Below are 26,565 nucleotides of genomic sequence, written 5' to 3' on the forward strand. Positions count from 1 at the left end.
CCCCCGTCGGGCGCTTTGCGAGGGCATGCCGCATAATTTCGCGGTCTGTTGTCGAGGAACCCCCTGTGGATGACCGCCAATTGCTGGCCAAGCTGGGCGCTGGAGCGTTCTCCGGCGACGCGCTGGCCCGTGAGCTCGGCCTGACCCGGGCAGCGGTCTGGAAGCGTATTCAAGGCCTTCGCGCCGCAGGCGTGGCCATTGAAGGCCGCGCCGGCGACGGCTACCGGCTGGCGCAGCCACTGGACCTGCTGGATGCCGCACGGATCCGCGCCGGGCTGGCAGCCCCCGTGCAGGGGTTGCTGGCAGGGCTGGAAGTGGCCTGGTCAGTGAGCTCCACCAACACCGAATTGCTGCAGCGCAGCGCGCCTGAGCGCGGGGTGGAGGTATTGCTGGCCGAGCGGCAGACCGGTGGCCGGGGCCGTCGCGGCCGGCACTGGGCCTCGCCGTTGGCCGCGCATGTGTACCTGTCGCTGTCGCGCAGCTTCGCCGGTGGCCTGTCGCGCCTGGGCGGGTTGAGCCTGGCCGTCGGCGTGGCCACGGTCGAGGCGCTGCAGGGATTGGGCTTCGGCCAGGTGGGCCTGAAATGGCCCAACGACGTGGTGGTGAACGGCCGCAAGCTGGGCGGCCTGCTGGTCGAGGGCGGCGGTGAGTTCGCCGGCCCGGCGCGTGCGGTGATCGGGCTGGGACTGAATGTCCACATGCCTGCGGCGGCGGCCGCCGACATCGGCCAGCCCTGGGTGGACCTGGACGCATTGGCCGGCCTGCCGGTGCGGCGCGATGCGGTGGTCATGGCGCTGCTGTCCTCGTTGCTGCCGGCGCTGGACCTGTTCGAGCAGGAAGGGCTGGCACCGTTCCTGCCGCGTTATGCGGGCATGGACGTGTTGCGTGGCCGCGCGGTGCGGGTGGAGGAAGGGGGCGTGATGCACGAGGGCGTGGCCTGCGGGCTGGCCGACGATGGCGCGCTGAAGGTGGAGATGGCCGGGCGGGAGACCTGTTTCCATGCCGGCGAAGTCAGCGTGAGGGCAGCATGAGCGACTGGTTGTTCGACCTGGGGAATTCGCGCTTCAAGTTCGCGCCCCTGCATGGCAACCAGGCCGGCAGCGTGCAGGCCTGGGCGCACGGTGCCGAAGCGATGACCGCCAGCGCGCTGGAAGCGCTGCCACGTGGCGAGGCCGCCTGGGTGGCCAGCGTGGCCGCGCCCGCACTGACCGGGGAGGTGATGCGCATCCTGTCCGAGCGTTTCGAGCAGGTGCATGTGGCGCGCACCCAGGCGCAGTGCGCCGGCGTGACCGTGGCCTATGCGCGCCCGGAGAAATTCGGTGTTGACCGTTTCCTGGGCCTGCTGGCGACGGTGTCGTTGCAACGACCGGTGCTGGTGGTGGGTGTCGGGACGGCGTTGACCATCGACCTGATGGACGGCGATGGCCTGCATCGCGGCGGCCGCATAGCCGCTTCGCCGACGGTGATGCGCGAGGCCCTGCACGCGCGTGCGGTGCAACTGCCCGCCAGCGGCGGTGATTACACAGAGTTCGCCAACGACACCGCCGATGCGCTGGCGTCCGGTTGCGATGGCGCGGCCGTGGCGCTGGTCGAACGCAGCCTGCAACAGGCCGGTGGGTTGCTGGGCGCCGCGCCGACGTTGATCGTGCACGGCGGCGGCGCCGCACCGTTGATGCCGCTGCTGCCCGACGCCGAACACCGGCCGGCACTGGTGCTTGATGGGCTCGCGCGCTGGGCCATTCACCACGGCGCCGGTGGACGGTAGGATCTGCGCATGCTGAGCCGCTTCCTGATCGTCATTCTTGTGATCCTCAACGTGGGCGTCGCGTTGTGGTGGATGGTGCCGCGCGCCGATACCGCCGCCGCACCTGCCAAGCCCGAGCTCGGCGTCGCCACGCTTGAGCTGATGCCGTCGCCGGCAGCGTCGGCCGCCACGGGCGATGCCGTACCGGCGGTTACTCCCGCGGCCGCAGTGGCGGCACCGGCCGTTGCACGGCCGGAGGACGCCGAGCCGGCAGCGTCGACACCGGCGCCGGCCAAGCCGACCGAAGCCAAGCCGGCCGAGGCCGTGCCGCCGGTGGCAGCCACGCCCAAGCCGGTCGAGCACTGCGCCAGCCTCGGCCCGTTCACCGACGCGGCCAAGGCACAGGCGGCGCAGGCGGCACTGGGTGCCGACGCACAGCGCCCACGCGTGCGTGAAGTTCCCGGCAAGTCCGGCAGCGGCAGCTACCGTGTCTTCATCCCGCCGGCGGCGTCGCGTGAGGAAGCGCAGGCCACGGCCAAGCGCATCGTGGAAGCGGGCTTCAGCGACTACTTCGTGGTCTCGCAGGGCGAAGAGGCCAATGCCGTCGCGCTGGGCCAGTACCGCAACCGCGAGGGTGCCGAGCGCCGTCTCGCCACGCTGGTGGCTGCCGGCTTCCCTGCGCGGCTGGCTGGCGGCGGCAACGAAACCCCGCCAACCTGGTGGCTGGACGTCGCCTCCAGCAGCGCCTCGCCAGCCATCCTGATGCAACGTGCTGGCGCCGCCCAGCAACAATCGCTGGATTGCGCGCGACTGCGCTAGAATGGCGCCCGCCTCCGGCCAGCCGGGGCGCCCGGCGGGTTCCCGCACCGCCCGAAAGATTTCTTGCCGCTTTAGCTCAGTTGGTAGAGCAACTGTCTTGTAAACAGTAGGTCATCCGTTCGATTCGGATAAGCGGCACCATCGCCTGATCCCATGGCGTCCAAGCAAGTCCAGAATTCAGACTAAGCCCGCAGAAATGCGGGCTTTTTTGTGCATTTTGGTCCGAGCTTGTCCACGTATATCCAGCGACGTTGGGGGTACAAGTGGGGGTACATTTCGGAAAACGGAGTTCAGCAAGGAGGATGTACCCCCAATGGGTGCTAAGCAATTGACGGATATGGCCGCGCGTGACCCACCCCCAATTCCCGGTGCATTTCAAAGTGGAAAATCCGGCGTTCTACGGCACCCTGGAGTTCGCATGGGCCCCGTGTTTCAGGGCGAATTCCTCCGGGGGTTTCCATCCTAATGCACTGTGGGGACGTTCCTCCTTATAGAAGCGCCGCCACCCTTCGATCTTGCTCCGCGCGTCGGCCAGTGACAAGAACCAATGCTCATTCAGGCACTCCTGCCGAAGGCGACCGTTGAAGCTTTCTACAAGCGCGTTGTCTGTCGGCGTGCCGCGTCGGGAAAAATCCAGCTCCACCCTGTTTTCATAAGCCCAACGATCCATTACCTTCCCGGCGAACTCGCTGCCGTTGTCCACCTTGATTGCGCCCGGCGATCCTCGCTGGGCTGCCAACCTTGTCATTGCCTCCGCCACATGCTCCCCGCGTAACGACTGGTCCACGACGATGGCCAGACACTCATGCGTGAAGTGATCAACCACGGTCAGCATCCGGAAACGGCGACCGTCAAACAGTGCGTCGCTGACGAAGTCCATTCCCCAAAGTGCATTGGGAGCAACGGCTACCTCTATCGGTTGACGCCGGCGTGCACTTCTACTGCGCCGAGGCCGGCAATGCCTTAAAGACAGGCCTTCTTCCTTGTAAATCCGATGGACCCGTTTGTGGTTGTCACGCCAGCCTTCTCGGCGCAGAACCACGAACACGCGCTCGCAACCGTAGTGCACCCGACTTGAGATGATCTCACGCATGCGCATTCGTACCGCCTGACTGTCCTTGCCTTGCCCTTGTACGAATAGCTGGAATACGACATCGCCACCATCTGCAGTGCCCGCCGCATGCTGACCCCAAAGCGCTCTTGCAGCCGGCCGACCCAGGTGCGTCGCTGGGCAGGCCTCAGAGCTTTTTTGTGACCACCTCCTGCAACATGGCTTTGTCCAGGCTGAGATCAGCAACCAACTGCTTGAGCTTTCGGTTTTCCTCTTCCAGCAGCCTTAAACGTTTCAATTCCGAAGGGCCAAGCCCACCGTACTTCTTTCGCCATACGTAGAAGGTGGCCTCGGCAATACCCATTTTCCTGCAGATCTCGCCTACTGCCGTTCCCAGCTCCGCCTGCTTCAGCGCGTAGGCAATCTGCTCCTCGGTGAAACGCGACTTCTTCATGCCTGAATCCTCGTTTGTCACGGGGCCCAATGCTGCCGACGTCTCTACTTTAGCCTGCACCAGTTTTCTGGGGGTGGGTCAGGGTGGGTCATGAAAATAGGGGAGTGAATTACGCCTCCTTCCATGAGCACCTTGATGTGCCCGGGTTTGAGGAACGGCCTGGTTCTTGCATGTCTCTGCCGAAGGGCTTGTACGGCAGGCACTGTCCGATGTTGGCGCGGTCAAGGACAATTTGTGACGCACATTGCCTGTTGAGTTTTCGTGAAGGCGGTCGCTAGAATTGTGACGGGGTGCAGTTCTGCGCAGGGGTGGTTTTCGCAGTTCTGAACAGAATTTCGTTGTTTTTGTGCACTGGCGCCGCTGCCTGCAGAGCAGCTGGCGCTGGTTCTGTGCGTGATTTATGCGCGGTCGGCGGAGCTCTGGTGGAGCGGAAACGCCGGTGAATGGATGTCTTGTAGAGCCTTAGGGTGGGGTGATGGGTTCATCAGCTGACGTATGCATGCGCGCCATGGCGGGCCGCGCGATGCCGCCACATGCACGCCAAACGGTCGCTCATCAGCTGCTGCAGGCCGTGTTTGCTCTGTTGTTGATCTGGTCGCCGCTGGCGCTGGCCAGCGCTGCGGGTACGCCGTCCTATGCCGGGGTGCCGCAGCGCCAGGCGGGCCTGTGGGAAGTGATCGTGCAGGCGCATTCGCCGCGCGGCATCGGCGGTCCCCGGCAGGAGGCGATGACCGTGCTGCAGTGCACTGATGCCAATGCCGAGCACGTGGTGCCGTTCTTCATGCTGCCGACACGGCAGACCTGCAGCAGCATCAACGTCAAGCGTGCGGCGAACGGTGCCGGGCACGAGGTGGCCACCGTCTGCGCGACCCATGGCCAACGGTTCGACATGCGGGTGCAGCTGTGGGGCGACATGCGCGGGATCTACGGTGGCACGTACACGATCACCCGCCCCGATGCGCCGCAGACCAACACCGGCCCGGTGCCATTCCAGGCGCGCAGGCTTGGTGGCTGCAGCCCCGGGCAGCGTCCCGGCGACATGGTTCTTCCCAATGGCATCACCGTCAATCCGGTGGATGACGCAAAGCGCGCGGGAGAACACATCCATTGAATCCGACGACGAACGGCCCGCCGCGCCAGCGGCACCAGGGCAGGGGCATGCCATGGCTGCGCGCGCACAGCGCGCAATCAGCAACTGCCATCCCCGGATCTTCGCCTCACCCCAAACAAGTTTCTGCCCATTCCGCCAATTCAACGGAACGCGTCATGCAAATCGGTGCTGTATTTCATAGCTGCCTGACTTCTCTCGCCAATCGGCGCTCGGTTGCCGGTGCCGTGCTCGCAATGGCCGCGTTGTTCGGCGCTGCACCCACCGTGCAGGCGCAGATCAAGAACGGCGGCTTCGAGGCCCAGAACTTCTCCGAGTGGAAGCTGGAGCGCTATACCCGTTCCGGTTCCGGTCTGGCGAGCGTGCCACCGACCACGGGAAGCCAGTTGACCCTTGGCAGCGTGCAGGAGAGCTTTCCCAACAGCAATACGATGTCCTCGGCGTTCGGGAACAATGTCAGGATACTGACCACGCCGGGAACCGCGGAATCAACAAACAACAACGGTGCCAAATATCCGTTCTCCGGTGCTGCGTCGGCGCTGCTGGGCGGCAACGGTGGCTTTGCCGCCTATGCGCTCGAGCAGACCGCGACAATGGCATTGAGTGACGTCGATCCGGTCGACGGCAAGGTGCATATCCGCTTCGCGATGGCGCCGGTGTTGAACAACCCGGGCCATCCGGCCGAGCGCCAGCCGTTCTTCTTCGTTGAAGTCACCAACGTGACCAAGGGCAGCACCCAGCTCTTCAACACGTTCAACTACTCCAACCAGACCGGCATTCCGTGGCAGTCGTTCGGTGCCTACCAGTTCACCAACTGGCAGGGCTTCGATATCGCACCGGGCAATGGCCGGCTGGACGTCGGCGACCAGGTGCGCTTGAAGATCTACGTGTCCAACTGTGCGGACGGCGGTGCGAACCATACCGCCCAGCTGTACATCGACGTGTTTGGTTCGAAGATGCCCGGCCTGAGCGTCGCGGCCACCGGTCCGTCGACCAGCAAACCGGGTGAGCAGGTCACCTATACGTACAACTACGTCAACAACTCGGGCGTCTACGCACTGGGTTCGATGGTCCGCCTGGCTGCTCCGATCACCGAAGACAACAAGAAGCTCACCTTCGTCCCGGGCACGTGGCCTGCCACCTGCACCGGCCCGCATGCGGGCACCCCGCCACGCGGGGACTATATTGATTGCCCGGTGGGTGATCTGGTCGCCGGCGCCGGTGGCAGCTTCCCGGTGACCTTCACGGTGCCGTCCAACGCGGTGACCACCAGCCCCAACAACGTCATCAACAACGGCGACTACGACGTCCGCGCCAACACGGTCAGCCCGTTCATCGGCCCGCTGGTGAAGACCAACATCCTGTCCGCCGCCACCACACTGCTGGACCTGGACATCAAGGTCAGCAACGGCAATGTCCCGTCGTACCTGGTCAACGGCGCCGTCAACTACACGGTGACGGTGACCAACAACGGCCCGGTCGCCGCCAATGGCGCGAGCATCTCGCAGACCGTCACTGGTACCAATGGCACGGCCAGCTGGACGTGTGCTGTACCGCCCGGCAGCACCGCCACCTGCGGTGCGACCAGCGCCGGTTCCGGCTTCATCTCGACCAGCACCGCCAACCTGCCGCTCGGCCAGTCGTTGACCTACACCGTCACCGGCCTGACCGCCGCGACGGCCGGTACGCCGGTGGTCACCGTGGTCAACGTGGTACCACCGGCCGGCATGTCCGACAGCGTCGCCGCCAACAACACCGACGGCCTCAGCACGCCGGTCAGCGCGGTCGAGCACCGGCTCACCGCGCACACGCTTGGCGCGGGTACCGGTCGCATCAATGCCATCCCCGCGGTCTACGCCTGCCCGTCCGGCGGTGCGCGCGTGGGCTGCAGCACGGCCAACCTGGGTGAAGGCCAGCAGGCCTACCTGACCGCGGTGGCCGACAACGGTTCGATCTTCAAGGGCTGGACCGGCGGCTGCAGCAACGTCAACGTCAACGAATGCCATGTGCTGATGGGCACGCAGGACCTGGATGTCACTGCCGAGTTCGCCCAGGTGTGGATGGTGACGCCGAGCATCACCGGCGGCACCCTGAACACCCCCTCGCCGCAGGTCGTCGAGGACGGGCAGGGCACCACCTTCACGCTGACCCCGACCACCGCAGGCCATATCCCGGTGCTGACCACGCCCTCCGGCGCGGCCGTGTGTCCGGGCACCCTGAGCGGCCCGGTCGCAGGCGTGTACACCTACACCATCAGCCCGGTGCACGCGGACTGCGCGTTCCATGTCGCGTTCGTCAGCCAGCCGAAGCTCTCGGTCAGCAAGAGTGCGTCGATCGTCGCGCCGGCATCGGCCGTGGTCGGGGCATCGTTCACCTACACGCTGACCGTCACCAATACCGGCGCGGCAGCGACCAACGCCGTGGCCACGGTCACCGACGTGATCCCGGCAGGCCTGACCATCGGCACGCTGCCGGCCAACTGCGCGGTCAATCCGTCCGGCAGCCAGACCGTGCTGTGTAGCATCGCCGCCGGCCTGTCCAGCGTGGCACCGGCGAACGCGGTGTCCTTCAGCATCCCGGTCACCCCGCAGGGCGCCACCAGCAACACCACGCTGAGCAACACCGCCACCGTAACCGGCGGCGGTGATCCGGCCTGCGCGACCGCCGGCAGCTGCAGCAGCGCGACGGTGGACACGTCGGTCGTCGCTGCACGCCTGGAAATCAGCAAGACCGGCCCGGCCACCGCGGTGGTTGGCGTGCCGTACACCTACACGATCAACGTGAGCAATGTCGGCCAGGCCGCCACCCCGGTCGCGGCCACCGTCACCGACGCGGTGCCGGCCGGCCTGACCATCGGCACGCTGCCGGCCAACTGCGCGGTCAATCCGTCCGGCAGCCAGACCGTTGTCTGCAGCATCGCTGCCGGGCTGTCGAACACCGCGCCGGGCAATGTGGTGAGCTTCGTCATCCCGGTCACCGCGACCGGCGCGGCCGGCACCAGCGTGAGCAACACCGCCAGCGTGACCGGCGGCGGCGACCCGGCCTGCGCCAGCGGCTGCGCCAGCACCGCGGTGCCGACCACGATCAACGCGCCGCAGCTCCAGATCAGCAAGAGTGGCCCGGCCACTGCCGTGGTCGGTGTGCCGTTCGACTACACGATCACCGTCAGCAACACCGGCACGGCCGATGCCACCGCCGGTGCGACCGTGACCGACGCGGTGCCGGCCAGCCTGGAAATCAACAGCGCCCCGCCGAACTGCACGATCACCGGCCAGAACGTCAGCTGCGTGGTGGCGATGGCCAGCCTGCAGATCGGCGGCCTGGTAACGATCACGATCAACGTGACGCCGAAGAGCGCCGGCAACGCCAGCAACACCGCCAGCGTGACCGGCGGTGGCGACCCGGCCTGCACCAGCGGCTGCAACAGCACGCCGGTGGCGACCACCGTGGCCGCCCAGGCCGGCGCGCTGTCCATCCTCAAGACGGTGACCTCGACCGGCCCGTACACGATCAACAGCACGGTCAGCTACCAGTTCGCGGTGGAGAACACCGGCAACGTGCCGCTGAGCAACTTGGTCGTGAACGACGCCCGGCTCGACGCACCGGCCAACTGCCTGTTGACCACCCTGCAGCCGGGTGCGAGCACCACCTGCACCGGCGTGCACACCGTGACCGCTGCCGAAGTGGCGGTGGGCAACGTGCACAACAGCGCGACCGCCTCCGGGCAGCCGCCGACGCCGCCGGGTGAACCGGTGCCGGCGGTGGTGACCAGTGCGCCGAGCGAGGTGGACACCGCGACCGACCAGGCCCCGGCGATGGCCGTGGTGAAGTCGGTGGTGTCCAGCGGCCCGTACGCGCTGGGCAGCCAGATCAGCTACGCCTTCGCCATCGTCAACACCGGTGACGTGGTCCTGACCGGCATCGTCGTCAACGATCCGCTGCTCGACGCACCGGCTAACTGCCCGCTGACCACGCTGCAGCCGGGTGCGGGCATCACCTGCACCGGCGCGCACACCGTGACCGCCGCCGAAGTGGCCGCCGGCTACGTGCACAACAGCGCCACGGTGTCCGGCCAGCCGCCGACGCCGCCGGGCGGCACGCCGCCGTCGCCGATCACCAGCACGCCGAGCCAGGTGGATACCGCCACCGCGCAGAACCCGTCGCTGGGCATCGTCAAGAGCGTGGTGTCGGCCGGCCCGTACGGCGTCGGCAGCGCGATCACCTACCAGTTCGTGGTGACCAACACCGGCGACGTGACCCTGACCGGCATCGTCGTCAACGATCCGCTGCTGGATGCACCGGCCACCTGCGTGGCCACCACCCTGCAGCCGGGCGGGAACACCACCTGCACCGGCGTGCATACCGTGACCGCTGCCGAAGTGGCCGCTGGCTACGTGCACAACAGCGCCACCGCGACCGGCCAGCCGCCGACCGCACCGGGTGGCCCGCCGCCGCCGCCGGTCACCAGCCCGGCCGGTGAGGTGGATACCGCCACCGCGCAGAACCCGTCGTTGCAGATCGTCAAGTCGGTGACCTCGACCGGTCCGTATGGGGTGGGCGCGGTGATCGCCTACCAGTTCGTGGTGACCAACACCGGTGACGTGACCCTGACCGGCATCGTCGTCAACGATCCGTTGCTGGATGCCGCAGCGGCCTGCCCGAGCACCGTGCTGCAGCCGGGTGCCAGCACCACTTGCAGCGGCGTGCACACCGTGACCGCGGCCGAAGTGGCGGCCGGCTATGTGCACAACAGCGCGACCGCGACCGGCCAGCCGCCGACCGCACCGGGCGGCCCGCCGCCGCCGCCGGTGACCAGCCCGGCCGACACGGTGGACACCGCGACCGAGCAGGTGCCGTCGATGACGCTGCGCAAGTCGGTCACCTCGGTCGGCCCGTACCGCGAAGGCAGCGTCATCGCCTATGCGTTCGACATCGAGAACACCGGCAACGTGATCCTGAGCGGCGTGTCGGTCAACGACCCGCTGTCCGGGCTCAGCGCACTGGCCTACAACTGGCCGGGCGCCAGCGGCCAGCTGCTGCCGGGCGAGAAGGCAACCGCGACGGCGACCTATACGGTTACCGCAGCCGACGTGCTGGCCGGCACCGTGCACAACAGCGCGACCGCGGCCGGCCAGCCGCCGACCGCACCGGGCACCCCGGCACCGCCGGTGGTGAGCAGTCCCTCCAGCGGCGTGGACGTGGCGATCCTGCCGGTGCTCGGCGCCGTGGACGATGTCCTGGTGCCGGTGGACGGTGCCGTCGGCACTCCGTCGGCCGGCAACGCCTACGACAACGACGTCATCAACGGCACCCCGGTGGACCCGGCGAAGATCACCGGCACGGTGACCGCGCCGGCCGCGCCGATCAACGGTGGTGCGGTTCCGGTGCTGGATCCGGCCACCGGCATCGTCGCCGTGCCGGCGGGTACGCCAGCCGGCAGCTACACCATCGGCTACCGCATCTGCGAGACGCTGAACCCGGACAACTGCGCCGATGCGACGGTCACGCTGACGATCAGCGCGACCACCATCCGTGCGGTCGACGACACCCAGCTGCCGGTGCGCAGTGGCGGTGGCGGCAGCTCGCCCAGCGTGCTCGGCAACGACACCCTGGGCGGCAACCCGGCGCAGCTGGGCCAGGTGACCCTGCTGCCGGGCGCCACGCCGCACCCGGGCTTGCTGATGAATGCCGATGGCAGCATCCGCATCACCGCCGGCACGCCGCCGGCAACCTACCGCTATCCGTACACCATCTGCGAGGTGCTCAACCCCGGCAACTGCGACAGCGCCGAGGCGATCGTGCTGGTCAGCGGCGAAGCCCTGCTGCGCGTGGTCAAGACCGCCGGCGTCCGCGAGGCCCGCATCGGCGACCTGGTGCGCTACACCGTGTCGGTGGAGAACCTGGGCGATGGTCCGCTGGTGAACGGCAGCATCATCGACACCCCGGCCGCAGGCTTCAGCTATGTGGACGGTTCGCTGGTGGTCAGTGACGGCGACAACGCCGCCACCGTCTCCGGCCAGTCGCCGGTGCGCTTCGAAGGGCTGGACATCGCCGTCGGTGGCAGCGCCAAGCTGGTCTACATGATGCGCGTCGGCGCCGGCACCCGCGCCGGTACCCAGGTCAACCAGGCACAGGCGCAGTCGGCGGCCGGTGCGGTGCTGTCCAACCTGGCCACCGCCGAGGTGTCGGTGGTCGGCGATACGCTGCTCGACGACAGCCTGGTGTTCGGCACGGTCTTCCATGACCGTGACGGCGACGGCTGGCAGGACAGCGGGCAGCTGGCCGGCGTGCAGGTCCGTGGCGGTTTCGCCGCGGGTGCCTACGTGGCCAACTCGACCACACTGGACCGTGGCGCCGGCCCGCAGCCGCAGGCCGATGCCAGCGCACCGCTGCTGCACGGCATCGAGGTGGGCACGATCAGCGGCCGCCAGTCGGCAGCCGATCCGGTCCGCGACCACCAGGTGGTGGTGCGGCAGACGCTGCGTGCACTGGAGTTCACCGATGACTTCGTGCTGACCAGCGCGCAGGGCGTGACGGTGCGGATGGACCGCGACGGCAACACCACGGTCGAAACCCGTGGCGACGCCGCCAAGGGCCTGACCGCAGCCCAGCCGGTGGTCGAGCGCCGGGTCGCGCAGGGCAAGGATGGTTACGTGGTTGATTACGTGATCAGCAACCTGGGTATCGACGAGCGGGGTATTCCGGGCGTGCGTATCGCCTCGGTGGAAGGCCTGCTGATCGAAACCGACCAGTTCGGCCGTTACCACCTGGCCGGTGTGTCCGGCGGTGCATGGGAGCGTGGTCGCAACTTCATCCTGAAGGTCGACCCGACCACGCTACCGGCCGGCGCGCGGTTCACCACCGACAACCCGTTGCTGCGGCGTCTGACGCCCGGTGTGCCGGTGCGCTTCGACTGGGGCGTGAAGTACGACGAAGCGCCGCTCCAGGGCGAAGGTGGGCAGCTGGAGCTGGAACTGGGCGAAGTGTTCTTCGCCCCCGGCAGCGCCACGCTGCCGGCCGGCCACGCACCGCTGATGGAAGCGATGGCGGCCAAGGTGCGTGCGCACCATGGCGGTGAAGTGCTGATCCAGGCCGATGCCGAGCAACCGGCGCTGGCGCTGGAACGGGCCAATGCGGTCAAGGCCGCGCTGCTGTCGCAGCTGGACGAGGCCGTGGCCAGGGGGCTGGTGGTCACGGCGCGGGCACGCGCCGGGGCCGGTGGTTCGCTGCTGGCCGGCGTGGGCCACGGCGGAGCGCTGCTGGGTACGGTGCTGTTCGACACCGACAAGGCGACGATCCGGCCGGAGTTCGCGCCGCTGCTGGATGCGGTGGCCGCGACGCTGGAGCAGATGAAGGGCGGCAGCGTGCTACTGGTGGGCCACACCGATGCACGGGGTCCCCATGCCTACAACGCGACGCTGGGGATGCAGCGGGCCAAGGCCGTGTTCGACGCGCTCGCCGGGCGCCTCGGTGCACAGGCCCGGAACGGGCTGCGTGTGGAACTGGAGAACGACCCGGGTGCGCCGACCGGCGCAACGAAGTAAGGGGGCGGGTCATGGAAAAGCACATGAAGATGAAGTTGCTGGATTACACCCTGATCTCGCTGCTGGCCGGCATGGCGCCGGTCGCAACGGCACAGGAGGCCGCGGCCACCGGCGGGACTGGTGCAGAGCACGGCGCCACCACGCCGCTGCGCTGTGACGGTGACGGCTGCACGGCGGCCGATGGGCTGTCGTTCCGCCTGCGCACACGCAGCTACGACAGTCCGGTCAGCCAGGGCACCGATGCGCATTCCTCGGCGGTCGCATTGCAGCCGGACCGGCGCGTGACCATCGAGACGGCACCGCCGGGCAAGGCGGTGGTGACCGGCAAGTTCTCGATCGATCTGCCCGGCGGCGGCGTGATCTGGGCCACCGAGGATCCCACCCTCGGCCAGCCGGAGCTGTCGGTATCTGCACCGTCGGTGGTGTCGTTCGACGGCAGCCGCATCCTCAAGCCGGTGCAGTTCTACGTGCGCGGCAACTACCCGGCGTTCATCCGTCGGCTGGAGATCAGCGTCTACCGCGCTAGCGATGCCGATCTGATCGAGCCGCTGGCGGTGGTGCCGGTGGAAGTGGCCGCAGTCAGCCAGGTGGAGTGGGACGGCGTGTTGCCGGGCAAATACCGTTTCCGCAAGGGCGACGGGCTGGTCTATGTGGTGCGCGCCACCGGCGCCGATGGCCAGGTCGACGAGACCTCGCCGCGCAGCCTGCAATTGGTCTCCCCCGAGGAAGCCGAGCGCGGCGCCACCGTGCTGCGCAACAGCACCGAGCGCCGGCTGGGCAATGCGATGAGCAGTGACCAGGCGCAGACGCAGAGCCTGATCGACGATGTGTTCGCCGAGAACGGCCTGCGCCAGCAGAACATTCCGCTGTACGGTTCGCGGATCCGCATCCAGGGCCGCAGCATTCCCACCGACGCGGCGCTGAACATCAACGGCCAGAGCTACCCGGTTGACCTGGAACGTAAGTTCGTCGCCGAGTACCTGGTGCCGGTGGGGCACCACCGTTTCGACATCACCCTGGGCGGCAGCGATGCGCAGCCGGCACCGGCGCACACGCTGGACGTGGATGTCACCGGTCGTTACTTCTTCGGCGTCGGCCTGGCCGACGTGACCGTCGCGCAAAACAAGGTCAGTGGCTCCTCGCGCCCATTCGTGGGCGACAGCCGCTACCAGGACGATGTCATCAGCGACGGCCGGTTGGCGTTCTATGGCAAGGCCAAGCTGCGCGGCAAGTACCTGGTGACGGCCCAGGCCGACACCACCGAGCGAGACCTGGAACGCCTGTTCGACGGCTTCACCAAGGCCGATCCGCAGGATGTGTTCCGTCGCCTGGACCCGGACCTGTACTACCCGGTCTATGGCGATGATTCCAACACCTACCGTGACGTGGACACGATGGGGCGGTTCTACCTGCGCGTGGACTGGGACAAGAACCAGGCGCTGTGGGGCAACTACGCCACCGGCCTGACCGGCACCGAGTTCGGCCAGTACGTGCGCTCGCTGTATGGTGCGGCACTGAACTGGCGCTCCAATGCCAGCAACCGCTGGGGCGATGCTGGCAGCGAGCTGCGCGTGTTCGGTTCGCAGCCGGAGACGGCGCCGGGCCACAACGAGTTCATCGGCACCGGCGGCAGCCTGTACTATCTGCGCCACACCGACGTGCTGCCAGGCTCGGACGTGGTCACGCTGGAAACACGTGACCGCAGCACCGGCCGCACCGAGAACCGGGTGGTGCTGCAGCGCGGGGCCGACTACGAAATCGACGAGCTGCAGGGCCGCATCCTGCTGACCCGTCCGCTGGCCCAGATCAGCCGTGACAACAACCCCACGCTGACCCGCGACACGCCGCTGGACGGCCTGGAGCAGCGCCTGCTGGTGGATTACGAATGGGTGCCCTCTGGTTTCGATGCCGATGAGCTGACCGTCGGCCTGCGTGGCAAGCACTGGTTCGGCGACCATGTCGGCGTCGGTGCGACCTATATCGATGAGAGCCGTGCCGGCGAGGACTACACGCTCAAGGGCGGCGACATCACCCTGCAGGCGGGCAAGGGCACCTTCCTGAAGGCCGAGTACGCGCGCAGCGAGTCGTTCGGGGTGCCGGCGTTCTTCTCCGACAACGGTGGCCTGAGCTTCATCCAGCAGAACAACACCGCGCTCAACCGCGAGGGCGATGCGAAGGCGATCGAGGCACGCGCCAACTTCAAGGAGCTGGGATGGACCGAGCAGGACTGGAGCGCGGGCGCGTGGTGGCGGCGTACCGACGCGGGCTACTCGATCTCCCGTTACGACAACGGCCTGCCGGTGACCGAGTACGGTGCCGAGCTGCTGGGCCAGTTCACCCCGGACCTTGGCATCTACACCCGCTATACCCGCGCTGAGCGCGGCGCCGATGTGCTGACCCAGGCGCAGGCCACGCTGGAATGGCGGGTCAGCGAGGACGGCACGCTCGGGCTGGAAGTGCGGCGCGTGAACCAGGAAGGCAGCTACTTGGAGGCGGTCGGCACGCTGGCGGCGCTGAAGTACCAGCACCGCATCGCCACCACGCTGGAGGTCTATGGCGTGGCCCAGCTCACCGTCGATGACGACGGTGGCCGCTACGCCGACAACGACGCGTTCACGTTCGGTGCCAAGCACCTGTTCGGCGACAACTCCTCCGTCGGCGCCGAAGTCACCGACGGTGACCGCGGCCATGCGGCAACGGTCAACGCCGAGTACCGCTTGAGCCCGGAGCATGCGCTGTACGGCGGCTACACCTACTCGACCGATACCACCGAGTACGACTCGCTGTTCAACCCCGGTGGCCAGAACGGCTGGACGCTGGGCCAGCGCTGGCGCCTGTCCAACCAGGTCAACGTGTTCAACGAAAGCCAGTTCCTGAAGGAACGCGGGCAGAGCGGTCTTGCGCATACGTTCGGCATGGACTTCTACCCGGCGCGCGGCTGGAACACCGGCTTCACCCTGTCCCAGGGTGAACTGCAGGAAGCACAGTCCGGGGGCGTGGTCGATCGCCGCGCGATCAGCGTGTCCGGTGGCCACACCTCGCCCGATACCGACTGGCAGAGCAAGATCGAGTGGCGCGAGGACAGCGGTGCGGAGCAGCGCGAGCAGTGGATCAGCACCACACGCCTGACGCACCGCGTCAACGACAGCTGGCGGATCGCGGCGCGCTTCAACTACGCCGATACCGACGACACGCTGAACCCACAGGAAGGTACTCGCTTCATCGAGGGCAACCTGGGCTTCGCCTACCGCCCGTGGAACAGCGAGCGCTGGGGCCTGTTCGGCCGCTACACCTACCTCTACGACCTAGCCAGCATGGGCCAGGTCGGCGGCGCCCAGTACGACCAGCGCTCACAGGTGGTGTCGCTGGAAGGAGTGTACAAGCACGACCAGCACTGGGAGTTCGCCGGCAAGCTGGCACGCCGCGAGGGCGAGGTGCGGATGGGCCGCGGCAGCGGCGCATGGCTGGACTCGGCGACCACCTTTGCTGCGGTGCAGGCACGCTACGAACTGCGTGCGCAGTGGCATGCACTGGGTGAGTACCGTTGGCTGGACGTGAAGGACGGTGGCGCCAAGCACGGCTTCCTGGCCGGTGTGGACCGCGACATCAACAAGCACTTCCGCATTGGTGCAGGTTACAACTTCACCCGCTTCAGTGATGATCTGACCGATTTCGACTACGACCACAAGGGCTGGTTCCTCAACCTGACCGGTACGTATTGATCGGTAGCAGGAAACGCACATCCTGGCGCTGACAGCGCGCCGGGGCATGTGCGCCAGTCCGGCGATCCGGGTAGGGACTTGGTCCTTGCTTGTGGCGGCCCTGGATTCGAGCGCCCGTGGAGTTCTGTGTAGACGGAACTTTGAATCGCCCTCATTTTCGTATTCCGCCAGCAGACTGGGACAGGTCTGCTCTTGGTCGATAGCCCACGCTCAGTTAGCGAGCCGAGGGGGGCGAACCGGAGTTCCTAGGGTTTCTTGGACAGAGCTAGGCTCTGTCGGGAGCAACCTCGGAAGGCGGTCATGTCTGCGGGCAGGGTTACCTGCAAGACCCGGAAAGCTCATAAGTTCATCGATGCACATAGCGATGAGTTCAGCATCGAGATGATGTGTCGTCTACTCGAGGTTGTAATGACCCACCGATTCCTGCTCAGGTCATGCGGTTGATGTAGCGGCATAGGCCGCATCCGGGGTCATCATCTTCAGCGCCTGGTGCGGGCGCTGTTGGTTGTAAAGGGCGATCCAGTCGGCAATCACCCGCAGGGCATGGGCCTGGCTTTCGAAGCGGTGCCGGTGCACGCATTGCTCCTTCAGTGTCCGGATCACCCGTTCCACCATCCCGTTCTGTTGCGGGCAGTGCGGGGTGATGAACTCCTGCTTCAAGCCGTAGCTGCGCACCAGGCGGGTGTAGTCGCGACTGGTGAATACCAGACCGTTGTCCGAGCGCAGCAGGAACGGCTCCAGCACGCGACCCAGCGTGCCGTAGCGCGTGATCAGGGCCTGCTCCAAGGCGGCAGACGCTGTGCTGGCTTTGCCAGTCCGTGACAGGTGCCAGCCCAGTAGCTGCCGAGTATGGCAGTCGATCACCAGCGCCAAGCTGAGCCAGCCGTCTTTGCCGCCCCACACGCGGCACAGGTCCGTGGCCCAACGCTGATCCGGAAGTTCGGCGCGGGAGACGTTGGCTTCGATCCTCGGCCGCTACCCCAGCGCCCGCTTGCGGACCTGCCAGCCTTTGAGCTGGAAGATGCGCTGCACCGTGTTCTTGTTCATGCCCAACAACGCGGCCACGGTGCGGTAGCCAAACGACGGCTCGGCCTCGATCATTTCCTTGATCGGCGCGGCCAGTTCGGGGTTGACCTTCGCCGGCGCCCGGACGGGCTTGTAGTACGTCGTGCGGCGGGCCACCTCAAACCACCGACACAGCTTGGTCATTGGAACGGCAATACCTTCGTCTTTCAGGCCCTGCTGGACCGAGCGCATCAGCTCTCGTCCTTTCCAGCAGGGACGCCAGCTTTTTTCGGGCACGGATCTCCAGCATCGCCTCGCCATAGGCCTCCTGCAGGTCCTTGAGCTGGCGCTCGTATTGCTCGCGCACGTCCTCCGGCTTGGCCCGCAGTACGTTTTCAATGCCGCGCTTACCGTCTTCAACCCAGCTTTCGATCTCGGCCGGGGTCAGGTCGAACTGACGGCTGGCAGCGGCCACCGTCGTCTTGCCCTGGATGATCTCAAGGACCAGCGCCGACTTGCGCCGGGCGGTCCAGCGCTTGATCTCTTCTTCCATCATTTCGCTCATCGGTGTCTTCTTCGGGGGAAATTAACACCTGAGCAGGTTTTCAGTGGGTCATTACACTAGCTCGGTAGGAGAGGCGAGCTGTAGGCCTGAGCTTCTGTCACCCACCTAAAAGGTGTGTCCAAGCGGATCAACCGTATCTCTGTCCGACAGGGTCCAAGAACATCCAGTTAATGAGGGGGTATAAGTGGGGGTATGTTTACAAGAGGCTCAGACATTTAATCAATAAAAATATATGGTTGTATCGACTATTTGGATCAGATAAGCACCTCGATTGTCCAGCCTCCCGTAGCGTTCTGATCCGCAGCGAAATCAATGGGCTGCGTGCTTCTGCTTGTCCGGCGATCCTTGCATCTGCCTGCACTTGAGGCACACGGGCACACGGAGAGGTCCACGATGGCTCATGGGATCGGCTCGACCTAACGGCAATTGTTGTCCCCGCTTTTGCCAACGTAGAGGGCGCCGTGTGACCAGTGCCTTGGCTGCAGCGGTGAGAGAGGAGGCGACGTGGCCTGGACCCCGCTGCAGGCCAACCCGACAGCGCGTTGTCAGCCTCGCGTCGGGGCGGTGCCGGGCCCCTGTCGTCACGCAAGGCTGGTTGCGGCAGCATGATGTGGGGAAACCAGAGCCCCTGACTCCAAGGAGTTTCCATGCACATCAACAGCGCCCGTCTTCGAGAGCTCCGCACCGCCCGGCAATGGTCGCAGGAGCAGTTGGCCAATCTGAGCGGCTTGAACCTGCGCACCATTCAGCGCCTGGAGTCAGGCGCGAAGATCTCGACGGAGTCCTTGCGGGCGTTGGCAGCCGTCTTTGAGGTGCCCGCCGAAAGCCTCCTGGAAGGCAAGCCGACCCCCAGCCAGCCTGCTGTTGAGGCCATGCGCGAAGGCGTACGGCGCGGCCTGGAGTTCACCGGTACCACCCCGCGTGCAGACTTCTGGTGGTTTGCCCTGGCCGTTGTGATGGTGCTGGCCTTTGCCCAGCTGATCGCCGAGGCGACAGGCCCCCTGCCGCTGCAGATCGCCTCACTCATTGTCCTGGTGCCGTGGTTGGCGGCCTGTACCCGTCGGTTACGCGACGCCGGGCTCAGCCCGTGGTGGCAGCTCATCAGCCTGGCACCGGTGGGGGGCATCCTCGTGCTGCTCTATCTGCTTACCTACCCGACCAAGGCAACGGAACCGACCGGGGCAACCCCGGGATAAGGTCCATGCCACCGTTGGCCAGGGCTTCCGCCGAGCGGCACCGGGTTCAAGGCACGGCCGGATCCCGCCATCGCCGCTCGCCCGGTCCAACCGGAAGGCTGTGCTGTGCGCTGGCGCATAGCGGCAATGTGTCCGGGAGTATCGTCGGCGACATGGGCAAGCGTGAAGTGTTGCCGGCCGGCGAGGGGGCCGGGAGGTGATGCGTCACCGGGCCAGGGTCCAAACGTGGAACGGCAGCATTGGATGCCGTCGGTCCTGAGCCATCTGATGCGGTTGTCTGGAGGACAGCGCGTTCTGTCGTGGATGGAAGCGCCTGATGCAGGCGACGCCTTCGGCCAGGCCATTGGCTTATGCTCTCCGGGCAGTTCTACGGGTCGAGATGGGGGCCCATGGCTCAGCGTGTCAGGGCGGCGGACCACCCGGGCCGCCCTATTGGAGATGCATGGAGATGCCTGTTCGTCCAACGCTTGGCCGTCGAGGTTTCATGGCTCGTCTTGCAGCGCTCGGTGCTCTGGGGATGCTGCCCGCGCGATACCTGCATGCGGCCACGCGTTGCGGGGCGGGCGAGCGCTCGTGGATTCCGGACGACGCGTTCATGGCGGCGCTTCGGGGAATCATGCAGGCTTTCGCGGTGCCGGGCATCGGCATGGCCGTGGTCGAGGACGGGGCGGTTGCCTGGAGCCGCGGGATCGGTGTGGCCAACATGCTGACGGGCGAGCCCATCAATGCCCGGACGGTGTACGAGGATGCATCGCTGAGCAAGCCGGTATTCGCCTACCTGGTGCTGCAGCTGGCCGACCTGGGCCTGATCGACCTGGATCTCCCGCTGGTCCGGTACCGTCGTCCTGACTACCTCGGGGATCATCCGTGGCTCGACCTGATCACCGCGCGTGACGTGCTGCGGCATAGCAGCGGCCTGCCGAACTGGCGCACGTCCCCGGCAACCGAGGCATTGGTGCCGCTGATCAGGCCGGGCGTGGACATCAGCTACTCCGGCGAGGCCTTCTTCTGGTTGCAGCTGGTGGTCGAGGCGATTACCGGGCAGAGCCTGGACGAAGCGATGCGCGTGCATCTGTTCGGGCCAGCGGGGATGCACGACAGCACCTTCAGCTGGAGTCCGGACATTGCCGCGCGTTCGGTGCATGGACATCGCGCGCATGACAGCACCGAGACGGGAATGCCGGTACAGGTCCTGCGTGACCAGTGGAGCGCCGCGCAGAAGGTTGCCGAGCGTTGGGGAAAGCCGCTCCCCACCTGGAAGTACGAGGATGCCGAGCGCGCGCTTCCCGAGGTGTTGGCGATCGCGCCACCGGGGCGGGTGGCCTGGGCCGGCGACATCCATGCCAATGCAGCCGCGAGCCTGCGTTCCACCGTGCAGGATTACGCGACGTTCCTGGCGCTGATGATGGAGCGCAGGCAACGCGCGCCCTGGGAGGTGAGCGAAGCCTCACGGCAGGCGATGCTCACCGCGCAGATCACGGTGCCCGGGCGTTGGACCGAGAAGGGCCTGGGGTGGAACATGGAGAAGACCGGTGACGGCATGGTCTTCCATCATTCGGGAAGCAACAGCGGGATTTTCAAGAATTTCGCGATCGGCGATGCCCGGCAGCGGCGGGGTCTCGTGGTGATGACCAACGGGGGCAGTGGTGCGCTGGTGTATCGGCGGGTGGTTCGCGCGGCGACCGGCCACGACCTGCTTTCCTTCGACCTGTAAGTCTTCCGGCTGCCGTGGGATCGGTTGAGCCTGCGAAGGAGCCGGGCATTGGTTGCACAGCCAGGCAGGAAGGGCGTGGGCTGTTCGGTGGGCATCGAATGATCCGTTGCCGCTCCCCGCAGCGTGCAGCGCCCGACGGCAATCAGCGCGACGGCTCCGTTTCGCTGCAGCGGACGCGGTGCATCGGGAAGTCGGCCGACTGCGCCGGGTCTTCCCGGGCGATATCGATGCGGGCCCATGCGCGCTGGTCGTCGATGCGTTGGTAGCGGATGCGTTGCGGGAAGTCGTTGTCCGGATTCTCGAAGACCGCCTCATTGGCGTCGACGCGCGTGGCGTTGAATTCCGTCGCGTTGCGGCCGGAGGGCAGCGCGGTGAGCACCAGCCGCCCGTCGTCGTGCTGGCGCAGCAGCATGAATTCGAAGCTGGCAGTGCGATGGGCCGGCAGGCTGCGGCTGGTGCCCAGCATCGTGTCGCCGGCCAGGGTTGACCATTGTTCGCCGGAGCCCGGCGGTTGCCCGTCCAACTGCCAGCAACCGGACAGCCAGGCCACGTGGTTGATGTCGGCGGCATTGCCGGACTGCGCGACGGTGCCGGTGATCACCAGCGAGAATGCGATGAGGGAACGGCCAAAGCGCATGGTGACCTCGGTGCAGGCGCGGACGGATGTTGGACGGCGGGGCAGCACGCGCCCTGTAGCGTCCAGTGAATCATGGATACATCCGGAAATCGCCATCGGCCGTCGGTCCGGCGCGCGCGGCAGCCTGACCGGGCTGGCCCGTGGTGGCGGTGCCCGACGCCGTGGCGCGTCCGGGCCTGCCGTCATACGCCTGCAGGGGTTGTGCATTCATCGTGTGCAGGACGGCCCATGAAGCGGCTCTGCTGCACTGCGGCAGGTCGGATGCGGGCCGCGCGACTAAACTGGTTTCATCTGAAATGGAGGTGGTATGGCTGTTTTTCGTCCTGTTTCGTTGATCGGTGTGCCCACCGATGTGGGTGCCGGTCATCGCGGTGCGCGCCTGGGGCCGGAGGCACTGCGCATCGCCGGCTTGCCGGAGGCGTTGGCGGCACGTGGGGTGGATGTGCGCGATGTCGGCAACCTCGACGGCCCGCGCAACCCATGGACCGGCCCGGTGCAGGGCTACCGCCACCTGCAGGAAGTGGTGGCGTGGAACCACGCGCTGATGGAGGCCAGCTACGCCGAACTGCGCGACGGGCGCATGCCGATCATGCTCGGCGGTGACCACTGCCTGGGCGTGGGTTCGATCACCGCCGTGGCGCGCTGGTGCCGCGAGCAGGGCAAGCAGTTGCGAGTGCTGTGGCTGGACGCACACTCGGACTTCAACACCTCCGATGTCACCCCGTCGGGCAACATCCATGGCATGCCGGTGGCCTGCCTGTGCGGCCTCGGCCCGGAAGCATTGACCCACCTGGGCGGGCAGGCCCCGGCGATCACGCCGGCGCAGGTGCACCAGATCGGCATCCGTTCGGTCGACCCGGAGGAGAAGCGCCTGATCAAGACGCACAACGTCGATGTCTATGACATGCGTTACATCGACGAAGCCGGGATGAAGCGCACGATGGAAGCCGCATTGGACGGCATCGATGCCAACACGCACCTGCACGTGAGTTTCGACGTGGACTTCCTGGACCCGAGCATCGCACCGGGCGTGGGCACCACGGTGCCGGGCGGCGTGAACTACCGCGAGGCGCAGCTGGTGATGGAGATGATCGCCGACACCGGGCGGATGGGGTCGCTGGACATCGTCGAGCTCAATCCGCTGCTGGACCACCAGAACCGTACCGCGGAGCTGGCGGTGGACCTGGTGGAAAGCCTGTTCGGCAAATCGACGCTGATGCGGGACTGACGTGAGGCAGGTGGGGCGCTCGACGCGAGCGCTCCACGCGCTCCCCTGTGCCTGGCAGGGAAGCGGCGACGCCGGCAGGGCCCGTTGCCCGTGGCGCGGCAACGTTTTATCCGGGGCCGCAACCAGACGGGAAACCCACTGCTCCCATGTCGCCGCATCGCCTGCCGGCGCCGGCCACCCCGCACTGACGCCATCGCGACCTGCCTGAACGTGAGCCGGTGATGTTCACGCCCACTGCACGGCGCAACGGCCAGATTCTCCTTCACACGCGGGACGACCGGTGTTCGATACCGGCAGCCGCAGTCGAATGAAGGAGTCATCGAATGAAGCGAGTGCTGATGTTGGCCCTGTTGGGAATGTTCTCGGTCGGCATGCTCAGCGGCTGCAACACCGTTGCCGGTGCCGGCAAGGACATGCAGAAGGCTGGCGAGAAGGTCGAGGACAAGGCGAAGGACTGCAGCGACGGCAAGTGCTGATCACAGTGCGGTGCGCGGCCCGCACCGCGATGGTTTGACCACTGAACCCACCCAGGAGATGAAACATGAAGCGTTTGGTTGCCCTGATGTTGCTGTCGCTGTTCTCGGTCGCCGTCCTGTCCGGCTGCAACACCGTTGCCGGTGCCGGCAAGGACGTGCAGAAGGCGGGCGAGAAGGTGGAGGATGCGGCGAAGCGTTGATCGCCTCGCACCGCATGAATGAAAAAGGCCGGCATATGCCGGCCTTTTTCATTGTCGGCGGGCAGCGAGCTGAAGACGTGTTCAACAACATCATCGCCGTCCAACGTTTCATGGACCCGATGGCAACACCATCGGCGGCACTCTGGTCCTGCGCGGATTGAGCGCGTTTTCCCCCAACGGAGACAGCCCGATGAACAAAGACATCATTTCCGGCAAGTGGAGCCAGCTCAAGGGCAAGGCGCAGGCCAAGTGGGGCGACCTGACCGACGATGACCTGACCATCGCCGAAGGCAACGCCGAATACCTGGCCGGGCGCCTGCAGGAGCGCTACGGCTGGGCCAAGGACCGCGCCGAAACCGAGGTGCGTGACTTCCAGAAGGCCCTGCACAAGGACTACCCGGACTATCACTGAGTCGCGTGGGTACCTTGCCGGGGAAAGGGCCGCGTCCAGCGGCCCTTTCCATTGCCGGCGTGCCCGTCACTCAGCGGCCACGGGCCGGCGGGTCGGGCACGAAGCCGCCCGGGAAGGCTTGCGGGGCGGTGGCGTTGCCGCCGCGGTAGCGCGGCAGCACGCCCATCGCGACCAGGCGGGAGCGGGCGTCATAGCGGATCTGGCTGACCTGCACCGGCGTGCGGCTGGCGCGTTCGAAATGGGTCAACGAGGACTGCGACCACTCGCGCGCGCCATGGCCGGTACCCAGCTGCTGGCGATTGGCGCTGGGGCTGCGTGCGGACGGCATCGCCGCCGATGCTTCCGCGGCAGCGGCCTTGTCGGCGCTGGCCTCCGAGGCGATGCCGCGCGGCATCGGGCGCGGTGCCGGCATCGGCCGGTAGTCGTCGTAGACCCGGGCGCGGGCTTCCTCGAACACGGCGATGCCGACCACGCCGACGTTGGCCGGGCGGCCGGTGCGGCTGGCGTAGCTGTCGCCGTGGTCGGTGAACACGAACTGCGCCACTTCGGCATTGGACTTGCGCCAGCCGGTGATCTCGCTGCTCTGCCACGGTTCCAGCACGTAGCCGGACTGGTCGGGCGAGGCGGTCTGGCCGCTGATCGCGTTGACGCCATCCACCGACAGCACCACCAACACGCGCTCGCCGGTGCGGTTGCGCAACTGCACGCTGTAGCGGTGGCCCGGGCTGCCGGCCACCCAGCGCTGGCCGCGGTGCGGGTATTGGTCCAGGTCACCCTCGCCATCGCGGTCGATGATGGACACCGCCACCGGGCCGTCAGCCGGGGGCGGCACGGGGCCGTAGCTGAAGCCACTCAGGGCGAGGACGGACAGCAGGCTGGCGCAGAAACGGTACATGGCGGGCTCCTTGGCGGGGTACGCGGCTTGGAACGTCCCGCCGCGGCCGGTGGGGTTGGGGGCAGGGAGCCGGCCGGGGCGTTACACTGGGCCGGTTAATCCGTCCGTCAGATTTGTGCTCATGACTACCCGCGTCCTTACCGGCATTACCCCCTCCGGTACCCCCCACCTGGGCAATTACGTCGGTGCCATCCGCCCGGCCATCGCCGCCAGCCGCGCCTCGGACATCGAGAGCTTCTTCTTCCTGGCCGACCTGCACAGCCTGATCAAGTCGCAGGAGCCCGAGCGTACCCAGCGTTCGACCCTGGAGATCGCCGCCAGCTGGCTGGCCTGTGGCCTGGACCCGGACAAGGTGTGGTTCTACCGGCAGAGCGACATCCCGGAAACCACCGAGCTGATGTGGTTCCTGACCGTGGTGGCGAGCAAGGGCATCCTCAACCGCGCCCACGCCTACAAGGCCGCGGTGGACAAGAACCGCGAGGAGCAGCTGGACGACGACGCGGGCGTGACCGCCGGGTTGTTCATGTACCCGGTGCTGATGGCCGCCGACATCCTGATCTTCAACGCCAACCGCGTGCCGGTGGGGCGTGACCAGATCCAGCACATCGAGATGGCGCGCGACTTCGCGCAGCGCTTCAACCATGTCTACGGCAAGGAGTACTTCGCCCTGCCGGAAGTGATCATCGACGAGCAGGTGGCCACGCTGGCCGGCCTGGATGGTCGCAAGATGAGCAAGAGCTACCACAACACCATCCCGCTGTTCGCCCCGCGCGAGGAGCTGAAGAAGCTGGTGTTCTCCATCGTCACCGATTCTCGCGCACCGGGCGAGCCGAAGGACACCGAGGGCTCGGCGTTGTTCCAGATGTACCAGGCCTTCGCCACGCCGGAGCAGACCACGGCCTTCGCGCAGGCCTTTGCCGCGGGCATCAGCTGGGGCGATGCCAAGCAGCAGTTGTTCGAGCGCATCGACGGCGAGCTGTCGCCGCTTCGCGAGCGCTACAACGCGCTGATGGCCGAGCCGGAGAAGATCGAGGCGATCCTGCGCCAGCGCGGCCAGCAGCTGCGCGAGCAGTTCGCCATCCCGCTGCTGAAGGAGCTGCGCCATGCGGTGGGCCTGCGCGACCTGTCCACCGCCGGCGATGCGCCCAAGGCCGTGGTGGTCGCCAAGGCCGCGCTGCCACTGTTCAAGCAATACCGCGAGAAGGACGGCCGCTTCTATTTCAAGCTGCTCGACGGCCAAGGCCAGCTGCTGATCCAGAGCGAGGGCTTTGATTCGCCGCGCGATGCCGGCCAGCTGATCGCGGTGATCAAGCAGGCCGAGCAGGGCGATGCGCTGCAGAGCGAATTGTTCCGGCTGGAGGCCGAGATGGCACCGGTGCTGGACGCGCTGCAGGCACTGCGCGAGGCCGCTGCCAAGGACTGAACCCACGGGAGGAATGCGTCGATGGCCTGGTTGTCGTTGTTGTTGTTCCTCCCCTGGTTCTGCGTGATGGGGGCGTTGTACTGGTGGTTCCCGCGCCAGCCGCGCCACCGCACCCGCACCCTGTTCGACGCCGGCATGCTGGTGCTGGCGCTGCTGGTCAGCGCCGGCTTCATGCATTGGGGTTACCGGGTGGGCGCGGCCGAGGTGGCCGACGGGCTGTGGAAACAGATCATGGCGGTGCTGTACGCCTACGGCGGCTTCCTGGCGGTGATGGTGTTGGCGCTGCTGTTGCGCCCGCGCGTGCTGCGACGCTGAGCCACGCCTGCGACCAAGGTCCGGGTTGAGCCGCCTGGCGGTGGCTGTCAGGATCGA

The 26,565-nt window shown here is 66.8% G+C and carries 19 protein-coding genes, 1 tRNA gene and 2 pseudogenes; 16 read left to right on the forward strand and 6 right to left on the reverse strand.

Annotated features, from left to right (window positions below):
* The first annotated feature begins 65 nt into the window (after positions 1-65).
* The 4 genes from birA to ATCM_RS01195 all read left to right on the forward strand — a co-directional run bounded on the left by birA (position 66) and on the right by ATCM_RS01195 (position 2,704).
* A complete protein-coding gene (gene birA, locus ATCM_RS01180; RefSeq protein WP_132862466.1) occupies positions 66-1,031 on the forward strand; it encodes a bifunctional biotin--[acetyl-CoA-carboxylase] ligase/biotin operon repressor BirA in 966 nt (321 codons plus the stop codon).
* Positions 1,028-1,765, forward strand: a complete 738-nt coding sequence (locus ATCM_RS01185; RefSeq protein WP_132862467.1) for a type III pantothenate kinase — start codon at positions 1,028-1,030, stop codon at positions 1,763-1,765. Before birA ends, ATCM_RS01185 begins: the two co-directional genes overlap by 4 nt.
* 9 nt (positions 1,766-1,774) lie before the next feature.
* On the forward strand, positions 1,775-2,563 hold the full coding sequence (locus tag ATCM_RS01190; RefSeq protein WP_132862468.1) for an SPOR domain-containing protein: 789 nt from the start codon (positions 1,775-1,777) through the stop codon (positions 2,561-2,563).
* Positions 2,564-2,628: 65 nt separating this feature from the next.
* Positions 2,629-2,704, forward strand: a tRNA-Thr gene (locus ATCM_RS01195).
* Positions 2,705-2,963: 259 nt separating this feature from the next.
* Here the strand turns inward: ATCM_RS01195 and ATCM_RS01200 are convergent.
* Positions 2,964-4,068: pseudogene (locus ATCM_RS01200) on the reverse strand (transposase); the annotation flags it as partial.
* Between the two features lie 571 nt (positions 4,069-4,639).
* On the opposite strand from ATCM_RS01200, the gene ATCM_RS01205 reads away from it, so the two are divergent.
* The 3 genes from ATCM_RS01205 to ATCM_RS01215 all read left to right on the forward strand — a co-directional run bounded on the left by ATCM_RS01205 (position 4,640) and on the right by ATCM_RS01215 (position 16,442).
* Positions 4,640-5,179, forward strand: a complete 540-nt coding sequence (locus ATCM_RS01205; protein ID WP_132862469.1) for a hypothetical protein — start codon at positions 4,640-4,642, stop codon at positions 5,177-5,179.
* 155 nt (positions 5,180-5,334) lie between these two features.
* Complete coding sequence (locus tag ATCM_RS01210) at positions 5,335-12,720, forward strand: OmpA family protein (RefSeq protein ID WP_165931094.1); 7,386 nt, start codon at positions 5,335-5,337, stop codon at positions 12,718-12,720.
* A gap of 23 nt (positions 12,721-12,743) precedes the next feature.
* Positions 12,744-16,442 carry a hypothetical protein gene (locus tag ATCM_RS01215; protein WP_207911764.1) on the forward strand — a complete coding sequence of 1,233 codons (3,699 nt, stop codon included), beginning with the start codon at positions 12,744-12,746 and terminating at the stop codon, positions 16,440-16,442.
* A 432-nt stretch (positions 16,443-16,874) separates the two neighbouring features.
* Here the strand turns inward: ATCM_RS01215 and ATCM_RS19290 are convergent, their stop codons facing one another.
* The 3 genes and pseudogenes from ATCM_RS19290 to ATCM_RS01225 form a co-directional block, all read right to left on the reverse strand.
* Positions 16,875-17,408 (reverse strand): IS3 family transposase, encoded by a 534-nt coding sequence (locus ATCM_RS19290; protein WP_279432518.1) that lies wholly within the window; start codon positions 17,406-17,408, stop codon positions 16,875-16,877.
* Positions 17,409-17,417: 9 nt separating this feature from the next.
* Complete coding sequence (locus ATCM_RS19295; RefSeq protein WP_243693935.1) at positions 17,418-17,651, reverse strand: hypothetical protein; 234 nt, start codon at positions 17,649-17,651, stop codon at positions 17,418-17,420.
* A gap of 49 nt (positions 17,652-17,700) precedes the next feature.
* A pseudogene (locus tag ATCM_RS01225) lies at positions 17,701-18,012 on the reverse strand (DUF1153 domain-containing protein); the annotation flags it as partial.
* Between the two features lie 647 nt (positions 18,013-18,659).
* Here ATCM_RS01225 and ATCM_RS19205 point away from each other — a divergent pair.
* Positions 18,660-19,208 (forward strand): DUF805 domain-containing protein, encoded by a 549-nt coding sequence (locus ATCM_RS19205; RefSeq protein WP_207911765.1) that lies wholly within the window; start codon positions 18,660-18,662, stop codon positions 19,206-19,208.
* Positions 19,209-19,650: 442 nt separating this feature from the next.
* Entirely contained in the window at positions 19,651-20,922 is a 1,272-nt protein-coding gene (locus ATCM_RS01240; RefSeq protein ID WP_165931095.1) for a serine hydrolase domain-containing protein, read from the forward strand.
* Between the two features lie 142 nt (positions 20,923-21,064).
* Here ATCM_RS01240 and ATCM_RS01245 read toward each other — a convergent pair whose 3' ends face one another.
* On the reverse strand, positions 21,065-21,559 hold the full coding sequence (locus ATCM_RS01245; RefSeq protein ID WP_132862472.1) for a DUF6265 family protein: 495 nt from the start codon (positions 21,557-21,559) through the stop codon (positions 21,065-21,067).
* 307 nt (positions 21,560-21,866) lie between these two features.
* Here ATCM_RS01245 and rocF point away from each other — a divergent pair, with 307 nt between their 5' ends.
* The 5 genes from rocF to ATCM_RS01265 all read left to right on the forward strand — a co-directional run bounded on the left by rocF (position 21,867) and on the right by ATCM_RS01265 (position 23,875).
* Positions 21,867-22,787: an arginase gene (gene rocF, locus ATCM_RS01250; protein ID WP_132862473.1), complete on the forward strand. Its 921-nt coding sequence runs from the start codon at positions 21,867-21,869 to the stop codon at positions 22,785-22,787.
* A 323-nt stretch (positions 22,788-23,110) separates the two neighbouring features.
* Positions 23,111-23,263 carry an entericidin A/B family lipoprotein gene (locus tag ATCM_RS01255; RefSeq protein ID WP_132862474.1) on the forward strand — a complete coding sequence of 51 codons (153 nt, stop codon included), beginning with the start codon at positions 23,111-23,113 and terminating at the stop codon, positions 23,261-23,263.
* 65 nt (positions 23,264-23,328) lie between these two features.
* The gene (locus ATCM_RS01260; RefSeq protein ID WP_132862475.1) at positions 23,329-23,463 is read left to right on the forward strand and encodes an entericidin A/B family lipoprotein; all 135 of its coding nucleotides are present in this window, start codon (positions 23,329-23,331) and stop codon (positions 23,461-23,463) included.
* Positions 23,460-23,624 (forward strand): hypothetical protein, encoded by a 165-nt coding sequence (locus ATCM_RS19040; RefSeq protein WP_165931096.1) that lies wholly within the window; start codon positions 23,460-23,462, stop codon positions 23,622-23,624. The genes ATCM_RS01260 and ATCM_RS19040 overlap by 4 nt, the downstream gene beginning before the upstream one ends.
* 29 nt (positions 23,625-23,653) lie before the next feature.
* Positions 23,654-23,875, forward strand: coding sequence for a CsbD family protein (locus tag ATCM_RS01265; protein ID WP_132862476.1), 222 nt, complete (start codon positions 23,654-23,656; stop codon positions 23,873-23,875).
* A 70-nt stretch (positions 23,876-23,945) separates the two neighbouring features.
* Here the strand turns inward: ATCM_RS01265 and ATCM_RS01270 are convergent, their stop codons facing one another.
* Entirely contained in the window at positions 23,946-24,770 is an 825-nt protein-coding gene (locus ATCM_RS01270; protein ID WP_132862477.1) for a hypothetical protein, read from the reverse strand.
* 121 nt (positions 24,771-24,891) lie between these two features.
* Between ATCM_RS01270 and ATCM_RS01275 the strand changes: the two genes are divergently transcribed.
* Together ATCM_RS01275 and ATCM_RS01280 are read left to right on the forward strand one after the other, a co-directional pair.
* Positions 24,892-26,193 carry a tryptophan--tRNA ligase gene (locus ATCM_RS01275; protein ID WP_165931097.1) on the forward strand — a complete coding sequence of 434 codons (1,302 nt, stop codon included), beginning with the start codon at positions 24,892-24,894 and terminating at the stop codon, positions 26,191-26,193.
* Between the two features lie 21 nt (positions 26,194-26,214).
* Positions 26,215-26,508, forward strand: a complete 294-nt coding sequence (locus tag ATCM_RS01280) for a hypothetical protein (RefSeq protein WP_132862479.1) — start codon at positions 26,215-26,217, stop codon at positions 26,506-26,508.
* Positions 26,509-26,565 lie beyond the last annotated feature (57 nt).

This window comes from Stenotrophomonas sp. ATCM1_4, from assembly GCF_004348115.1.
Lineage (GTDB): Bacteria > Pseudomonadota > Gammaproteobacteria > Xanthomonadales > Xanthomonadaceae > Stenotrophomonas > Stenotrophomonas capsici.